Annotated in this window: 13 protein-coding genes; 7 read left to right on the forward strand and 6 right to left on the reverse strand. The window is 65.3% G+C overall.

All coding sequences use genetic code 11. From position 1 onward, the window contains the following. Positions 1–58 precede the first annotated feature (58 nt). The 3 genes from ACEN9H_RS01945 to ACEN9H_RS01955 all read right to left on the reverse strand — a co-directional run bounded on the left by ACEN9H_RS01945 (position 59) and on the right by ACEN9H_RS01955 (position 3,984). Positions 59–1,585 carry an aspartyl protease family protein gene (locus tag ACEN9H_RS01945; protein WP_413673591.1) on the reverse strand — a complete coding sequence of 509 codons (1,527 nt, stop codon included), beginning with the start codon at positions 1,583–1,585 and terminating at the stop codon, positions 59–61. 98 nt (positions 1,586–1,683) lie between these two features. Next, positions 1,684–3,180 carry a retroviral-like aspartic protease family protein gene (locus tag ACEN9H_RS01950; RefSeq protein WP_413673592.1) on the reverse strand — a complete coding sequence of 499 codons (1,497 nt, stop codon included), beginning with the start codon at positions 3,178–3,180 and terminating at the stop codon, positions 1,684–1,686. Positions 3,181–3,294: 114 nt separating this feature from the next. Further along, complete coding sequence (locus ACEN9H_RS01955) at positions 3,295–3,984, reverse strand: RNA pyrophosphohydrolase (protein WP_413673593.1); 690 nt, start codon at positions 3,982–3,984, stop codon at positions 3,295–3,297. A 205-nt stretch (positions 3,985–4,189) separates the two neighbouring features. Here ACEN9H_RS01955 and ACEN9H_RS01960 point away from each other — a divergent pair, with 205 nt between their 5' ends. Together ACEN9H_RS01960 and ACEN9H_RS01965 are read left to right on the forward strand one after the other, a co-directional pair. After that, a complete protein-coding gene (locus ACEN9H_RS01960; protein WP_413673594.1) occupies positions 4,190–5,923 on the forward strand; it encodes a proline--tRNA ligase in 1,734 nt (577 codons plus the stop codon). Further along, a complete protein-coding gene (locus ACEN9H_RS01965; protein WP_056124260.1) occupies positions 5,923–6,573 on the forward strand; it encodes a lytic transglycosylase domain-containing protein in 651 nt (216 codons plus the stop codon). Before ACEN9H_RS01960 ends, ACEN9H_RS01965 begins: the two co-directional genes overlap by 1 nt. 11 nt (positions 6,574–6,584) lie before the next feature. On the opposite strand, the gene ACEN9H_RS01970 is transcribed toward ACEN9H_RS01965, so the two are convergent. The 3 genes from ACEN9H_RS01970 to ffh form a co-directional block, all read right to left on the reverse strand. Beyond that, positions 6,585–7,478 (reverse strand): LysR substrate-binding domain-containing protein, encoded by an 894-nt coding sequence (locus ACEN9H_RS01970; protein ID WP_413673595.1) that lies wholly within the window; start codon positions 7,476–7,478, stop codon positions 6,585–6,587. An 82-nt stretch (positions 7,479–7,560) separates the two neighbouring features. Further along, on the reverse strand, positions 7,561–7,965 hold the full coding sequence (locus ACEN9H_RS01975; protein WP_160409423.1) for an SWIB/MDM2 domain-containing protein: 405 nt from the start codon (positions 7,963–7,965) through the stop codon (positions 7,561–7,563). A gap of 234 nt (positions 7,966–8,199) precedes the next feature. Then, complete coding sequence (ffh, locus tag ACEN9H_RS01980; protein ID WP_413673596.1) at positions 8,200–9,567, reverse strand: signal recognition particle protein; 1,368 nt, start codon at positions 9,565–9,567, stop codon at positions 8,200–8,202. Between the two features lie 251 nt (positions 9,568–9,818). Between ffh and ACEN9H_RS01985 the strand changes: the two genes are divergently transcribed. From ACEN9H_RS01985 to ACEN9H_RS02005, 5 genes are all read left to right on the forward strand, one after another. After that, complete coding sequence (locus ACEN9H_RS01985; protein ID WP_413673597.1) at positions 9,819–10,793, forward strand: ABC transporter substrate-binding protein; 975 nt, start codon at positions 9,819–9,821, stop codon at positions 10,791–10,793. Positions 10,794–10,816: 23 nt separating this feature from the next. Further along, positions 10,817–11,650 (forward strand): ABC transporter permease, encoded by an 834-nt coding sequence (locus ACEN9H_RS01990; RefSeq protein ID WP_056124244.1) that lies wholly within the window; start codon positions 10,817–10,819, stop codon positions 11,648–11,650. 2 nt (positions 11,651–11,652) lie between these two features. Then, positions 11,653–12,447 carry an ABC transporter ATP-binding protein gene (locus ACEN9H_RS01995; RefSeq protein WP_413673598.1) on the forward strand — a complete coding sequence of 265 codons (795 nt, stop codon included), beginning with the start codon at positions 11,653–11,655 and terminating at the stop codon, positions 12,445–12,447. 166 nt (positions 12,448–12,613) lie between these two features. Then, positions 12,614–13,417: an inner membrane protein YpjD gene (locus ACEN9H_RS02000; RefSeq protein ID WP_413673599.1), complete on the forward strand. Its 804-nt coding sequence runs from the start codon at positions 12,614–12,616 to the stop codon at positions 13,415–13,417. Continuing rightward, entirely contained in the window at positions 13,414–13,701 is a 288-nt protein-coding gene (locus tag ACEN9H_RS02005; protein WP_371767105.1) for a PP0621 family protein, read from the forward strand. The genes ACEN9H_RS02000 and ACEN9H_RS02005 overlap by 4 nt, the downstream gene beginning before the upstream one ends. The last annotated feature ends 8 nt before the right edge of the window (positions 13,702–13,709 follow it).

Consider the following 13,709-nt stretch of genomic DNA (forward strand, 5'->3'; position numbering starts at 1 on the left):
GGAAAAGCAGGAGGAAGGGCGTCATTGTAGCGCGATGGCGCACACCCTGCCGGCGCGGTCACGGGGCCGGCTTGCGTGCGGCCGCGGGCGCGCAGTTCGCACGCAGCGCGGCCTTGAGCGCGCTCGCTTCGGCCGCATCGCCGCGCGCGTCGTGCCACTCCGCCATGTACGTCTGGGCCATGCACGTGCGCGCATGCGCGAGCTTCGCGTCCTTCCCGGCTTCTTCCAGCAGGCGCGCCGCGTTGGTCTTGCCGAGGTAGAAGTCGGCGATCGGCGCTGGCCAGTCGTCTTCCTTCTGCTGTTTCAGCGCCGCTTCCAGCTCGGTCTGCGCCAGCGCCGCCTCGCCGTGGCGCACGCGCGCGATGTACAGCCACAGCGGGCCGACACGGTCGGCCGGCAGCAGGTCGAGCGCGTGGCGCAGTTGCGGGATCGCCGTGTCCAGCTGCCCGGCCAGCATCTGCCGGCGGCCGCGCATCAGGCTGGCGTTCGGTTGGCCGCCTTGCGCCGCCATGTCCAGCCAGACGCCGGCCTGGAGCGGATCGCGCGGCACGCCGCGGCCGGTGTTGTAGACCTGGGCCAGCGCGTACTGGGCGTCCGCATTGCCGGCGTCGGCCTCGGCGCGCATCCAGGGCTCCAGTCCTGTGCCGCGCGTGAACACGTCGCCGCCCAGGTAGGCGATGTACAGTTTTTCCTGGCTCATCGCGAACAGCACGCGGTGCGTGCGCAGGAAGTCCTGGCCGAGGTACAGGTCGGCGGTGCGCGAGCCCTGCGAATCGATGATGCCCAGCTCGACGTTGCTGATGGTCTCCTGGCCGATCTGCATGCGCTTGACCGGCGCGATCCAGTACGGCGCGCGGTCGGACCCGATCCCGCCGCTGTCGCCCATGCGCACGGCGCCCGGGCCGTTGACGTCGATGCCGGCTTTCTTCGCAGCGTCCAGCATCATGAAACTGCGGTGCGCGCCGGAGTCGATCAGCGCGTCCATCTCCTTGCCGTTCACGATGACCGTGAAATGCGGGTTCGGACTTTTGCCGTAGTTGCGCCCGAACGGCAGCACGACCGTGTTTTCCTTCCACAGGAGCAGCTCCGCCTTGCTGCATTCGAGCGGGCGGTAGAACTTCATCCGCTTGGCTTGCAGGTCGAGCTCGAGGTCCGCCTGCAGCAGGAACGGGGCGCCGACGATGGCGTCGAAGCTCGGCGTAAACGTGGTGCTGCCGATCACGGTCAGTTCCGGACGGCGGCCCGCGTGCGCCGGACCGATGGCGAAATCCTTCAGCCGTACCCCGTACAGGCGCGACAGGCCCCCGAGGCCTTCGACGTACCGCCCCGTCATGAACAAGCTCAGGTCGCGCCGGGTCGCGGCGTTCATCGTCATGTGGGTCTGGTCGGATCCGGTGTCGATCAGCATCGTGGCCGGCGTGCCGTTGATCGTGCCGTCGACCGCCGGCTCCAGGCCCTGGCCGACGTAGCGGATGGGCAGGCTGGCCACTTCGACATAGGTGCATTTGGGCGGCGTGTCTTCGGCCTGGACGGGGCCGGTCAGCATGGCCAGTACGAGGAACAGGGACAGGAGCGGTTTCGTCATGATGACGATTCTACTGTGCAGCTTTGCAAAAAATACATTACAGAAATGTAAATTTTGATGGGCAGGCGAAGCGCGCTGGTGCCGTCGTCCAGACGGTGTCACGGCGGCGTTGCGCAGCTGTCGTTCCAGGCTGCTTTCAGCGCATCGGCCGCCGAGGCATTGCCTTGCGCGCGATGCAAGCCGGCCATCAGGTTCCAGGCTTCGCAGCGCCGTGCGTGCGCGAACTTTGCGTCTTCGGACGCCAGCGTCTCCAGCCGGGCCCGGTCCATCCGCCCGAGATAGAACTCGGCGACCGGACCGGGCCACGCCTGCCTGTCGAAACGGGCGAAGCGCGCCGTCAACTCTTCCGCGCCGGACGCCTGCTGCCCGACAGCGACCCGCGCCTGGTACAGTGCGAGCGCCTCATACCTGCCGTCGTCGAGCCTGGCGAGTGCGGCCTGCAGGCGCGGTGCGGCGTCGGCGAAGCGTCCGGCGGCGAGTTTGCGGTAACCGTCGAACAGGTTGGCGTCGACGTGGCCGAGCGCGGCCGCCTTGTCGATCCAGGCCTGGGCCTGGGCCTCGTCGCGCGCCGCGCCTGTGCCGGTCAGGTAGGACAGCGCCAGCCGCATCTGGGCGTCGGGATTGCCGTCTTCCGCTTCCTTGCGCATCCAGGGTTCCACCGCGAGGTGGGGCGCGAACACGTCGCCGCCCAGGTAGCTCAGGTAGATGTTCTGCTGGCTGATCGCGAAGAGCACGCGGTGGGCGCGCAGGAAATCGGCGCCCAGGACGACCTCGACGCCGGATTCCTTGCGGTCGTCGATGACCTGGATGTCCGCGTCGAGAATGGTTTCGCCGCCGATCTTGATGGATTGCGTGTGCACGACCCAGGTGGGAACCTGCCGCGTGCCGACGCCCGTGGTGTAGCGCAGCTGCCCGGGTTCCGGCTTGCCCTTGCCGAGACCGAACTTGCGCACGGCGGATGCGGTGATGGCGCTCCTTGTGGCACCGGTATCGATGATGGCGCCCATCAGGTTGCCGTTGACTTCGATACTGAACACCGGATACGGCGCGCCGTAGCGGAGGTACGGGATCACGACGGCATGTCGGTCCCAATAGGCAAGAAATGCATCGTCGCAGCCCTTGGCGTGGAAAAACTTGATCTCCTTGTCGGCCAGCGCCACTTCGAGATCCATCTGCATCAGGTAGGGCACGCCTGCGATCGCGTGGTACGGAGGACGGTCGCCCATCTCATCCAGTACCCGTACCCGGCCTTTCGTCGGCCTGGCCGGGCCGATCGCGAAATCGTCGAGATAGGCTTGATAGATCTGCGACTTGCCGCCCACGCCGATCGCGTACTCGGACGTTTTCTCCAAATCGAGGCGCAACGCTTCGGCGCCCGTTCGCGTCAGCATGATGCTGTACGCCCCCGTATCGACGAGCATTTTGGCCGGCTTGCCGTTGATGCGGCCGTCGACTGTGATTTCAAGATTGGGGCCGAGATAGTGCACCGGCACCTTTGCGACCTGCACGTACTGGCAGGCGTCCGCGGCGAGTGCCTGGAGGGCGGGGAAGAGGGCGCAGCAGACCAGTGCGCCGTAGCGTGCAAGCGGTGTCATGCCGGCCATTCTAGGTCGACGGTTGAATAAATGTTAACTCCGAAAACAAATAGGCAGGCCTGCCGCCGAGGCGGTAGGCCTGCCCATGCTTGTTGCGTTCACGCTACGCGGACATCACTCCTTGCGCGTCACCCCTTGCTGCGCCAACACCATCTTGGAGCTGCCGGCCGCGTCGGCGATGGCCTTGCTGGCTGCCGCCACCGCCTTGCTGGCGTTGCCGCCATTCGCCACGGCCTTGTTACCGCCATTGCCGTTGCCATTGCCGCCCTGGGCGCGCCGCTCGTGCGGCTGGCGCAGGTAGCGCGAGCTGTGGCGGCGTTCGCCGTTCGCGGGCCACGTGATGAAACGCGACAGTTCCTGCAGAGCGCGCTGGTACACGTCGCGCTTGAATTCGATGACCACGTCCAGCGGGACCCAGTAATCGTGCCAGCGCCAGGCGTCGAACTCGGGATGATCGGTCAGGCGCAGGTTGACGTCGTTGTCGCGTGCCACCATGCGCAGCAGGAACCAGATCTGCTTCTGGCCGCGGTAGTGACCGCGCACTTCGCGCTTGATGAAGTGATCGGGCACTTCATAGCGCAGCCAGTCGCGGGTCCGGCCCACGATCTTGACGTGCTCCTGGCGCAGGCCGATTTCTTCCTCGAGCTCGCGGTACATCGCCTGTTCCGGCGTCTCGCCGTATTTGATACCCCCTTGCGGAAATTGCCAAGAATGCTCACGCACCCGCTTGCCCCACCACACTTCGTTGTTGGCGTTCAGCAGGATGATGCCGACGTTGGGGCGAAACCCTTCACGATCGAGCATAATTCACCTCGAAACTTTCTGCCGGCTGATCCCTCTTACATTTTTACCTAGCAATCCAGATACGTCTGTCGCGCAACCTGCACAGGAACAACAGCATGCACCACGTGTTTCGGATCCATTTGAATAAAGATTGGATGCATCAGCCAGCTAATCCTTTAAAATTAGGTCGATTATAACCCTCTCTTTTTAAAAAGAATTCACCGATATGCGCGCCTCACGATTTTTTATTTCAACGCTCAAAGAAGCGCCCTCCGACGCCGAGATCGTCAGTCATAAACTGATGATGCGCGCCGGGATGATCAAGCGACTCGGCTCCGGCATCTACACGTACATGCCGCTGGGCCTGCGCGTCATTCGCAAGGTCGAGGGCATCATCCGCGAAGAGATGAACAAGGCGGGCGCGATCGAACTCCTGATGCCGCTGGTGCAGCCGGCCGAGCTGTGGCAGGAGACGGGCCGCTGGGACAAGATGGGGCCGGAACTGCTGCGCCTCAAGGATCGCCACGGCCGCGACTTCGCGCTGCAGCCGACCTCGGAAGAAGTCGTGACCGACGTCGTGCGTACCGAAGTCAAGTCGTACCGCCAGCTGCCGTTGAATTTTTATCACATCCAGACCAAGTTCCGCGACGAGCGCCGTCCCCGCTTCGGCCTGATGCGCGGCCGCGAGTTCACGATGAAGGACGCCTATTCCTTCGACCGTGACGTCGAAGGCATGCAGAAGTCCTACGAGACGATGTTCAACGCCTACGTCAGCATCTTCAACCGCTTCGGCCTGAAGTTCCGCGCGGTGGCGGCCGACAACGGCGCCATCGGCGGCACGGGCTCGCACGAATTCCACGTTATCGCCAGCACCGGCGAGGACGCGCTGGTCTACTGCCCGAACTCGGACTTCGCGGCCAACATGGAAGCGGCCGAGGCGCTGCCGCTGATCGCCCAGCGCGGCGCCGCGACGCAGCCGCTGACGAAGGTCGCCACGCCGAAGACCACCAAGTGCGAAGACGTGGCCAAGCTGCTCGGCATCGGCCTGGACCAGACCGTCAAGTCGATCGCGCTGACGGTCGAGAAGGACGTCGACGGCAGGCAGGTCAGGGAAAACTGGCTGCTGCTGCTGCGCGGCGACCATGAACTGAATGAAGTCAAGGTCACGAAAGTGCCGGGCCTGAAGGACTTCCGCTTCGCCAGCGAAGCCGAGATCCAGGAAGCCTACGGCACCGTGCCGGGCTACCTCGGCCCCATCGGTACGAAGCAGCCGGTCAACATCGTGGCCGACCGCACCGTCGCCAACATGGCCGATTTCGTGTGCGGCGCGAACGAAGCCGACTACCACCTGACCGGCGCCAACTGGGGCCGCGACGTGGCCGAACCGCTCGTGGCCGACCTGCGCAACGTCGTCGAAGGCGATGCGTCGCCGGACGGCAAGGGCACCCTCGCGATCGAGCGCGGCATCGAAGTGGGCCACGTGTTCCAGCTGGGCACCGCGTACTCCGCCGCGATGAACTGCGTCTACCTGGACGAGAAGGGCCAGCCGGCCCCGATGCAGATGGGTTGCTACGGCATCGGCGTGACCCGCATCCTGGGCGCCGCCATCGAGCAGAACTTCGACGACAAGGGCATCGTCTGGCCGGACGCCATCGCGCCGTTCGAGCTGGTGCTGTGCCCGATGGGCTATGACCGCAGCGATCTGGTGAAGCTTGAGACCGATCGCCTGTATGCCGAGCTGCAGGCGGCCGGCGTGGACGTCATCGTCGACGACCGCGGCCTGCGTCCGGGCGCCATGTTCGCCGACTGGGAACTGGTCGGCGTGCCGCACCGTGTCGTGATCGGCGAGCGTGGCCTCAAGGAAGGCAACCTGGAATACCAGGGCCGCCGCGATGCCGAGGCGACCGCCGTTCCCGCCGCGGACATGGTCGGCTTCATCAAGGGCAAGCTGGGCAAGTGATGGCGCGACGGTTGATCAGCCGGGCAGCAGCCCGGCTCGGCCCGGTCTTGCTCGCCGCTGCACTGATGAGCAGCGGCGCGGCGCAGGCCGGCAACCAGAAAGAGGAAGCGTTGGGAGACGCGGTCCGTCTTGCACTGGAAAACGCCATTCGCGACGGCCGGCCGCCCAAGCCGGTCTTCCGTGACGAGGTCGCGCGCGTCCGTTACCAGCAGTGGTTCGACGCGATGTCGGCGCGCCTCAAGCGCCGCCTGCCGGACGATCAGACGCGCACGGAATTCCTCGAAATCGCGTGGTACGAAGCGACGCGCGCGGGCCTCGATCCGGGGCTCGTGCTGGGCCTGATCCAGGTCGAGTCGGCGTACCGCAAGTACGCCGTGTCGATGGTCGGCGCGCGCGGCTACATGCAGGTGATGCCGTTCTGGACGAAGGTGATCGGCGACTCGAACCGCCGCGCGCTGTTCGACATGCAGACGAATTTGCGCTACGGCTGCTCGATCCTGCGCATGTACATCGACATGGAAGGGGGCAACCTGTATCTCGCCCTCGGCCGCTACAACGGCAGCCGCGGCAAGCCCGAGTATCCGAATGCGGTGCTGGCGGCGTGGAAGAATTGGGAGTTCAAGCAGGACGTGATGGTGTCCAGCCGCTGATTTTTCTCAGCCTACGCCCGAATCTCCTCGATCAGCTGCTGCGCGTGGCGTGGCAACCCCTCGAAGCTGCGCATGCACAGCGACAGCTGGCGCACCGCCCACGCGTCGGCCAGCTCCAGCACGGCGAGGTCCATCGTGCGCGCGCAGCGCCGCGCGGCCGGTTCGGACACCAGGCCGATCCCGACCCCGCTCTCCACCATCCGGCACACGGCGTCGAAGCTGCGCAGGCGCACCCGCGCGCGCAAGGTGCGGCCCGCGCGTTCGGCCAGCTGGCTCAGATAGCGGAACAGGGCGCTGTCGCCCGTCAGCGTGACGTGGTCGAAATCGACGAGCCGTGCGAACGTCACCGCCTGTCCCTGCTGCGTGACGAGCGTGCGCGCCAATGCCGGCTGCGCGACCGCGACGATGCGGTCGGTGCAGAACGGGAAGGTCTCCAGGCCGGACAGGTCGACCGTGTCGGCCACGATGCCGAGGTCCGCACCGCCTTCGCGCACGGCGCGTGCGATGTCGCTGGAGGTGCGTTCTTCGAGGTCGATGTCGACGTCCGGATGGCGCGCCATGAAGCCGGCCAGCCGCTCCGGCAGGTACTCCGACAGCGCCGCCGTATTGCACAGCAGCCGCACCTGGCCCTTGAGCCCCGCCGCATGCTCGCCCAGTTCCGCGCGCAGGCGCGCCAGCTGCTGGAACACGAGGCGGGCGTGGCGCTGCAGGGCGAGGCCCGCTGCCGTCGGCTGCACGCCGCGCCGGCCGCGCACGAGCAGGGGTACGCCCAGCGTCTCTTCCATGTGCTGGATGCGTTCGCTCGCGGACGCCAGCGCCAGGTGCGCGCGCCGGCTGCCGGCCGTGATGCTGCCGGCATCCAGCACGTGCAGGAACAGCTGCAGGTCGACCAGGTCGAATCTCATATGAGGCATGTCATGCAAAGCAAAAAGCCCCGGCTCGCCGGGGCTTTTCGTATGGGGCCATGGGGCAGCCAGCCAGATGTTCTTATTTGAGGTGATCCGAGATCAGCTTGGTCATTTCGAACATCGACACCTGCGCCTTGCCACCGAAGACGGCTTTCAGCTTGTCGTCGGCGTTGATCATGCGGCGGTTGGCCGCGTCCTGCAGGTTTTGCGCCTTGATGTAGTCCCAGACTTTCTTGGTCACTTCCGTGCGCGGCAGCGGTTTCGCGCCGACGACGGCGGCCAGCGTTGCGGACGGGGTCATCTCTTTCATGAAAGCGGCGTTGGGCTTGCGTGCCGCGGCAGGCTTCTTTGCTGCTGCGGTTGCTTTCGGTGCTGCTGCTTTGGCAGGAGCTGCTGCCTTTTTCGCTGCCGGCTTTGCCGCCGCAGCAGGCTTGGCAGCGGCTTTCTTCGCGGGCGCTGCGGTGGTTTTTTTGGCTGTTGCCATCTTCGAGCCTCCTAAACGGAACACATGGAAATTTGCGCTTGAGCGCACCCGGCTTATATTGGTAGGGTTTTAGTGTTCGTGCAAGTCTTTTTCGAAATTTTTTCACTCTTACAAGCCCTAAAACAGCCCGTTGTGTTACCCGGACCTCCCTAGAGCGAAAAAACAGGCCTCCCAAGCACAAAAAAGCCGTGCGGGACGGTGGTCGCGCACGGCGTCGTTGGGGCAGATCAAGGATCAGCGCATACCAGGCATCATGCCCTTCATCCCGCGCATCATCTTCATCAGGCCGCCGCCCTTGAGCTTCTTCATCATCGTGTTCATCTGATCGTACTGGGTCAGCATGCGGTTCACTTCCTGCACCTGCACGCCGGCGCCGGCCGCGATGCGGCGCTTGCGGTTGGCCTTGATCAGTTCCGGCTTGGCGCGTTCCGCCGGCGTCATCGAATCGATGATGCCGCACATGCGGCGCACCTGTTTCTCGGCCTGGTCCATGTTGGCGCCGTTCGCGGCCTGCTGGAACTGGGCCGGCAGCTTGTCGAGCAGGCCGGCCATGCCGCCCATCTTCTTCATTTGCGCGAGCTGGGCGCGGAAGTCGTTCATGTCGAACTTGCCGCCCGACTTGATCTTGTTGGCCATGTCGGCCGCGGCCTTCATGTCCACGCCCTTGCGCGCTTCCTCGACCAGCGCGAGGATGTCGCCCATGCCCAGCACGCGGTTGGCCATGCGGGCCGGATCGAACGCTTCCAGTCCATCCAGCTTTTCCGACACGCCGGCGAACTTGATCGGCTTGCCCGTCACGTGGCGCACGGACAGTGCCGCGCCGCCGCGCGAGTCGCCGTCGAGTTTCGTCAGGATCACGCCGGTCAGCGGCAGCGCGTCGTTGAAGGCTTTCGCGGTGTTGATCGCGTCCTGGCCGACCATGGCGTCGACGACGAACAGCGTCTCGATCGGATTCGCGGCCGCGTGCACGGCGGCGATCTCCTGCATCATCGCCTCGTCGATGGCCAGGCGGCCGGCCGTGTCGATAATGACGACGTCGTGATAGTGCTTCTTCGCCCAGTCGATCGCGTTTTTTGCGATGTCGACCGGCTTGTCGCTGGCGGTGGACGGGAAGAAGTCGGCGCCGACCTGCTTCGTCACCGATTCCAGCTGCGCGATCGCGGCGGGGCGGTAGACGTCGGCGGAGACGGTCAGGACCTTTTTCTTCTTCTCTTCCTTGAGGTACTTGGCGAGCTTGCCGGTGGTGGTCGTTTTACCGACACCCTGCAGGCCGGCCATCAGGATCACGGCCGGCGGCTGCTGCGCGAACGACAGCTGCGACGCGTCCGGACCGAGGTCGGCGCCCATCAGCGCGCCCAGTTCCTTCTGCACGACGCCGACGAGGGCCTGGCCCGGCGACAGGGAGCCGATGACTTCCTCGCCCAGTGCCTTTTCCTTCACTTTGGCGATGAATTCGCGCACGGCCGGCAGCGCGACGTCGGCCTCGAGCAGGGCCAGGCGCACTTCGCGCAGCATCTCGGAAGTGTTCGCCTCGGTGAGGCGGGCCTCGCCACGCATCGTCTTGACGACCTTGGCAAGGCGTTGTGTCAGGTTATCCAGCATGTTCTACCTTCTGTACTGATATATATAGGTGGCCAGGCGGCGCAATCCGCCATTTTACCGCATGTCGGGGCGGGTTTTTCCCCGTCAAGACCCGAATTCAGCCATTCGCAAGCGGCGTAGTCAACGATTCGATTTGATTCTTGGTAAAACCTGATTGGACGGTTTGACAATGTATTGCTTCGAGTTTATGTTCCAGAGGCGTCACGCAGTTCATTCCAATAAAAGTTCTACCCCAATCGGAGAGACAGGCAATGAAAGCACACGTGTTCGGCAAGACCCTCGCCATCGCCGCGCTGCTGGCCGCGAGCGGCGCCCAGGCGCAGGACGTGGTCCGCCTCGGCAACCTCAAGTTCGCGCACTACGGCGCGGTGTCATACATCAAGGAAATCGCGCCCAAGTGCGGGATCAAGGTCGAGGAGCGCATCTTCGCGAAGGGCCTGGACGTGATGCAGGCCATCATCGCGGGTGAACTCGACGTCGGCACGACGGCGTCGGAGGCCGCGATCTCGGGCCGCGCCGGCGGTGCGCCGATCTACGTCGTGGCCGGCTTCGCGAAGGGCGGCGCCCGGCTCGTCGCGCGCGCGGATGCCAACGTCAAGAGCGTGAAGGACCTGAAGGGCAAGAAGGTGGGCGTGACGCGCGGCGGCATCCAGGAAGTCCTGCTGATGGCCGAGTTGCAAAAGGCCGGTCTCAGCGCCGACCCGGCGCCCGGCAAGGACGTGCAGATCGTCTACCTGGCATACGCCGACCTCAACCAGGCGCTGCTGGGCAAGAACATCGACGCCATGATGCAGTCCGAACCCCAGTCGTCGCAGGCGATCAACAAGGGCTTCGGCGTCGAGGTCCTGAAACCGTACGACACGCCGATCGGCGAACCGGTGCGGACGATGGTCATGACGGAAAAGTTCTACAACACGAAGCGCCCCGTGGCGGAGAAATTCATGCGCTGCTTCGTCATGGCCACGAGCGCCTTCATCCGCGACCGCGCGCTGGCCGAGAAATACGTGCGCGAAGTGGTGTTCAAGGGCCAGATCACGAAGGACGACTTCGACGACGCGATCAGCAATTCGCCCTATACCTACGACATCACGCCGGAGCACATCCAGACCACGGCCGACATCATGTTCAAGACGGGCGTCGGCCGGATGGCCAAGCCGCCGGTGGCGAAGGACTGGGTCAAGACCGATTTGCTGGATGAGGCGAAGAAGAGCCTGAACATCAAGTAAACCAAACCACGCAAGGAGCGGAGATGCTGAAACGCAGGTGGCAGGACATCGCGATCGGCCTGGTCGTGCCGATCGTCGCGATCGCGATCTGGCAGTGGGTGGCGAGCATGGGATGGGTCAACGAGCACGTCCTGCCGTCCCCGCTGCAGGTCTGGCACAAGTGGATCGCGTACCTGCTGCCGCTGCAGGACTACCCGGCCTGGCACGAGGCCAACGGCGGCGGGCGGCTGGCGTGGATGGTCTCCGGCGAATTGATCACCGACGCCATCGGCAGCATGTACCGCGTGATCGTCGGCTTCCTCGTCGGCGCCGCGCTGGCGCTGCCGATCGGCCTCGCCATGGGCGCGAGCCGCATCGCGCATGCCTGGCTGAATCCGTTGTTCCAGCTGCTGCGCCCGATTCCTCCGATCGCCTACATCCCGATGTCGATGTTGTGGTTCGGCCTCGGGAACCCGCCGGCCTTCTTCCTGATCGCGCTGGGCGCCTTCTTTCCCGTGCTGATGAACACCATCGCGGGCGTGCGCCAGGTCGACGGCATTTATTTGCGCGCGGCGCGCAACCTGGGCGCGAGCGGGACGACGCTGTTCCTGCGCGTGATCCTGCCGGCGGCCGTGCCGTACATCCTGACCGGCATGCGCATCGGCATCGGCACGGCGTTCATCGTCGTGATCGTGGCCGAGATGATCGCCGTGAACAACGGCCTCGGTTTCCGCATCTCGGAGGCGCGCGAGTACTTCTGGTCGGACAAGATCATCGCCGGCATGATAACGATCGGCCTGCTCGGTCTCGCCATCGACGTCGGCATGAATAAACTGAACAACCATCTGCTGCGCTGGCACCGCGGCCTGGAGCACTGACCATGACCGCACACATCGTGATTGACCATGTCAGTAAAGTGTTCGACGGCGACGGCCGCAAGATGGTCGCGCTGCAGGACATCTCGCTGGAGATCCCGCACGGCCAGTTCGTCTGCCTGCTGGGACCGTCCGGCTGCGGCAAGTCGACCTTGCTGAACGCCGTCGCCGGTTTCGCGCCGCCGACGATCGGCCGCGTGCTGGCCGACGGCGTGCCGGTCGCCGGACCCGGGCCGGAGCGGGGCATGGTATTCCAGGAATACGCGCTGTTCCCGTGGATGACGGTGGAGCAGAACGTCGGCTTCGGCCTGGAGATCAAGGGCATGGCGCGCGCACAGATCGCCGCGCGCGTGGGCGGGCTGTTGAAACTCCTGTCGCTGGAGGATTTCGCCAAACGCTATCCGAAGGACCTGTCCGGCGGCATGCGCCAGCGCGTGGCGATCGCGCGCGTGCTGGCGCTGGATTCGCCGATCCTGCTGATGGACGAACCGTTCGGCGCGCTCGACGCCCTCACGCGGCGCAACCTGCAGGACGAGCTGCTGCGCCTGTGGGCCGAGTTGAAGAAGACCGTCATCTTCGTCACGCACAGCATCGAGGAAGCGATCTATCTCGCCGACCGCATCGTCGTGATGACGTACCGGCCGGGCACGATCAAGCGCGACCTCCTCGTCGACCTGCCGCGCCTGCGCGATCCGGCGGCGCCCGAGTTCAATGCGCTCAAGCGCGAACTGGGGCTGATGGTGATGGAGGAACAGCAACGCCATCACGATGCCGAGATCAAGGCGGCCGCCGTCGACTAGTCCCGTCGTCCCCGCGCAGGCGGGGACCCAATTTTGCGCGAGCAGCCGTAACCAACGCTTGTGGTCCGCGACGAACTTGGGTTCCCGCCTTCGCGGGAACGACGGGTTCGGGTTATCCCTTTAGCAACCCAACCTTCCCGCTTTCGGATGGTGTAGACTCGCGCGTATGCAACTCACCCTATTCATCGCCGCGGCAATCCTGTACGCGGTATGTGCCCTGCTGCCGTCGCGGCAGGGCCCGGCCATTTCGGCCGTGACCGCCGTGGCCTGGGCCGTGCACGGTGCCGCGCTGTGGCCGGATATCGTGTCGAACGGCACCTTGCGGGTCGGCTTCGCCTTCATGCTGTCGGCGGCCCTGTGGATTTCGGTCGCCGCCTACTGGATCGAAAACCGCAATTTCGCGCTGGACGGCATGCGCCGCATGGTCATGCCGTGCGCGGCCGTCGCGGCGATCCTGCCGCCGCTGTTCCCCGGCAACCTGATGCCCGTGCAGGACCAGTCGCCCGCGTTCGGCTGGCACGTCGCGGTCGCCGTGTCGGCGTACAGCACGCTCACGATCGCCGCCTTCCATGCCGTGCTGATGGCGCTGCAGGAGGCGCGCCTGCACACGAGGAGCGCGAAGAAGGGCTGGTTTACCGGCGCGCTCGACCAATTGCCGGCGCTGCTGACGATGGAGCGGCTGCTGTTCCGCATGATCGGCATCGGTTTCGTCCTGCTCAGTTTGACCGTCCTGTCGGGCATCGTGTTCTCCGAACAGCTGTTCGGCCGCGCGCTGCGCTGGGACCACAAGAACTTTTTCGCGCTGCTGTCGTGGGTGCTGTTCGCCGCGCTGCTGGCCGGACGCCGCTGGCGCGGCTGGCGCGGCAAGACCGCGCTGCGCTTCACGCTGGCGGGATTCGCCACGCTGGCGCTGGCTTACGTCGGCAGCCGGTTCGTTTTTGAAGTCGTTCTGCACCGGGGGTTCGTATGACGCGACTGCTTTTCTGGATTGCGCTCGTCATCCTCGTGGTGGCCGCCATCCGCAGCAAACTGCGCGCCGCGATGACGCGCGCACAAGGCCCGGCCACCGGGCCGGCACCGGCGTCCGCCGGCGGGGACACGAAGGCCTGGAGCCGCGTCGAGGACCAATCCGAGACGATGCTGTGCTGCGCCCATTGCGGCATCTATTTCCCGGCGTCGGAAGCCGTGCGGGCCGATGGCCGCGACTATTGCGGCACGGCGCACGCGCGCGAGGCGCACCAGCAGGCCCGGTAAGCCGCCGC

This window comes from Massilia cellulosiltytica, from assembly GCF_047325105.1.
GTDB lineage: Bacteria > Pseudomonadota > Gammaproteobacteria > Burkholderiales > Burkholderiaceae_D > Telluria > Telluria orientalis.

Coding starts and splice junctions, on each gene's coding strand:
- ACEN9H_RS01945 (WP_413673591.1), bottom strand. CDS start 1,585: ATGACGAAACCGCTCCTGTCCCTGTTCCTCGTACTGGCCATGCTGACC.
- ACEN9H_RS01950 (WP_413673592.1), bottom strand. CDS start 3,180: ATGACACCGCTTGCACGCTACGGCGCACTGGTCTGCTGCGCCCTCTTC.
- ACEN9H_RS01955 (WP_413673593.1), bottom strand. CDS start 3,984: ATGCTCGATCGTGAAGGGTTTCGCCCCAACGTCGGCATCATCCTGCTG.
- ACEN9H_RS01960 (WP_413673594.1), top strand. CDS start 4,190: ATGCGCGCCTCACGATTTTTTATTTCAACGCTCAAAGAAGCGCCCTCC.
- ACEN9H_RS01965 (WP_056124260.1), top strand. CDS start 5,923: ATGGCGCGACGGTTGATCAGCCGGGCAGCAGCCCGGCTCGGCCCGGTC.
- ACEN9H_RS01970 (WP_413673595.1), bottom strand. CDS start 7,478: ATGAGATTCGACCTGGTCGACCTGCAGCTGTTCCTGCACGTGCTGGAT.
- ACEN9H_RS01975 (WP_160409423.1), bottom strand. CDS start 7,965: ATGGCAACAGCCAAAAAAACCACCGCAGCGCCCGCGAAGAAAGCCGCT.
- ffh (WP_413673596.1), bottom strand. CDS start 9,567: ATGCTGGATAACCTGACACAACGCCTTGCCAAGGTCGTCAAGACGATG.
- ACEN9H_RS01985 (WP_413673597.1), top strand. CDS start 9,819: ATGAAAGCACACGTGTTCGGCAAGACCCTCGCCATCGCCGCGCTGCTG.
- ACEN9H_RS01990 (WP_056124244.1), top strand. CDS start 10,817: ATGCTGAAACGCAGGTGGCAGGACATCGCGATCGGCCTGGTCGTGCCG.
- ACEN9H_RS01995 (WP_413673598.1), top strand. CDS start 11,653: ATGACCGCACACATCGTGATTGACCATGTCAGTAAAGTGTTCGACGGC.
- ACEN9H_RS02000 (WP_413673599.1), top strand. CDS start 12,614: ATGCAACTCACCCTATTCATCGCCGCGGCAATCCTGTACGCGGTATGT.
- ACEN9H_RS02005 (WP_371767105.1), top strand. CDS start 13,414: ATGACGCGACTGCTTTTCTGGATTGCGCTCGTCATCCTCGTGGTGGCC.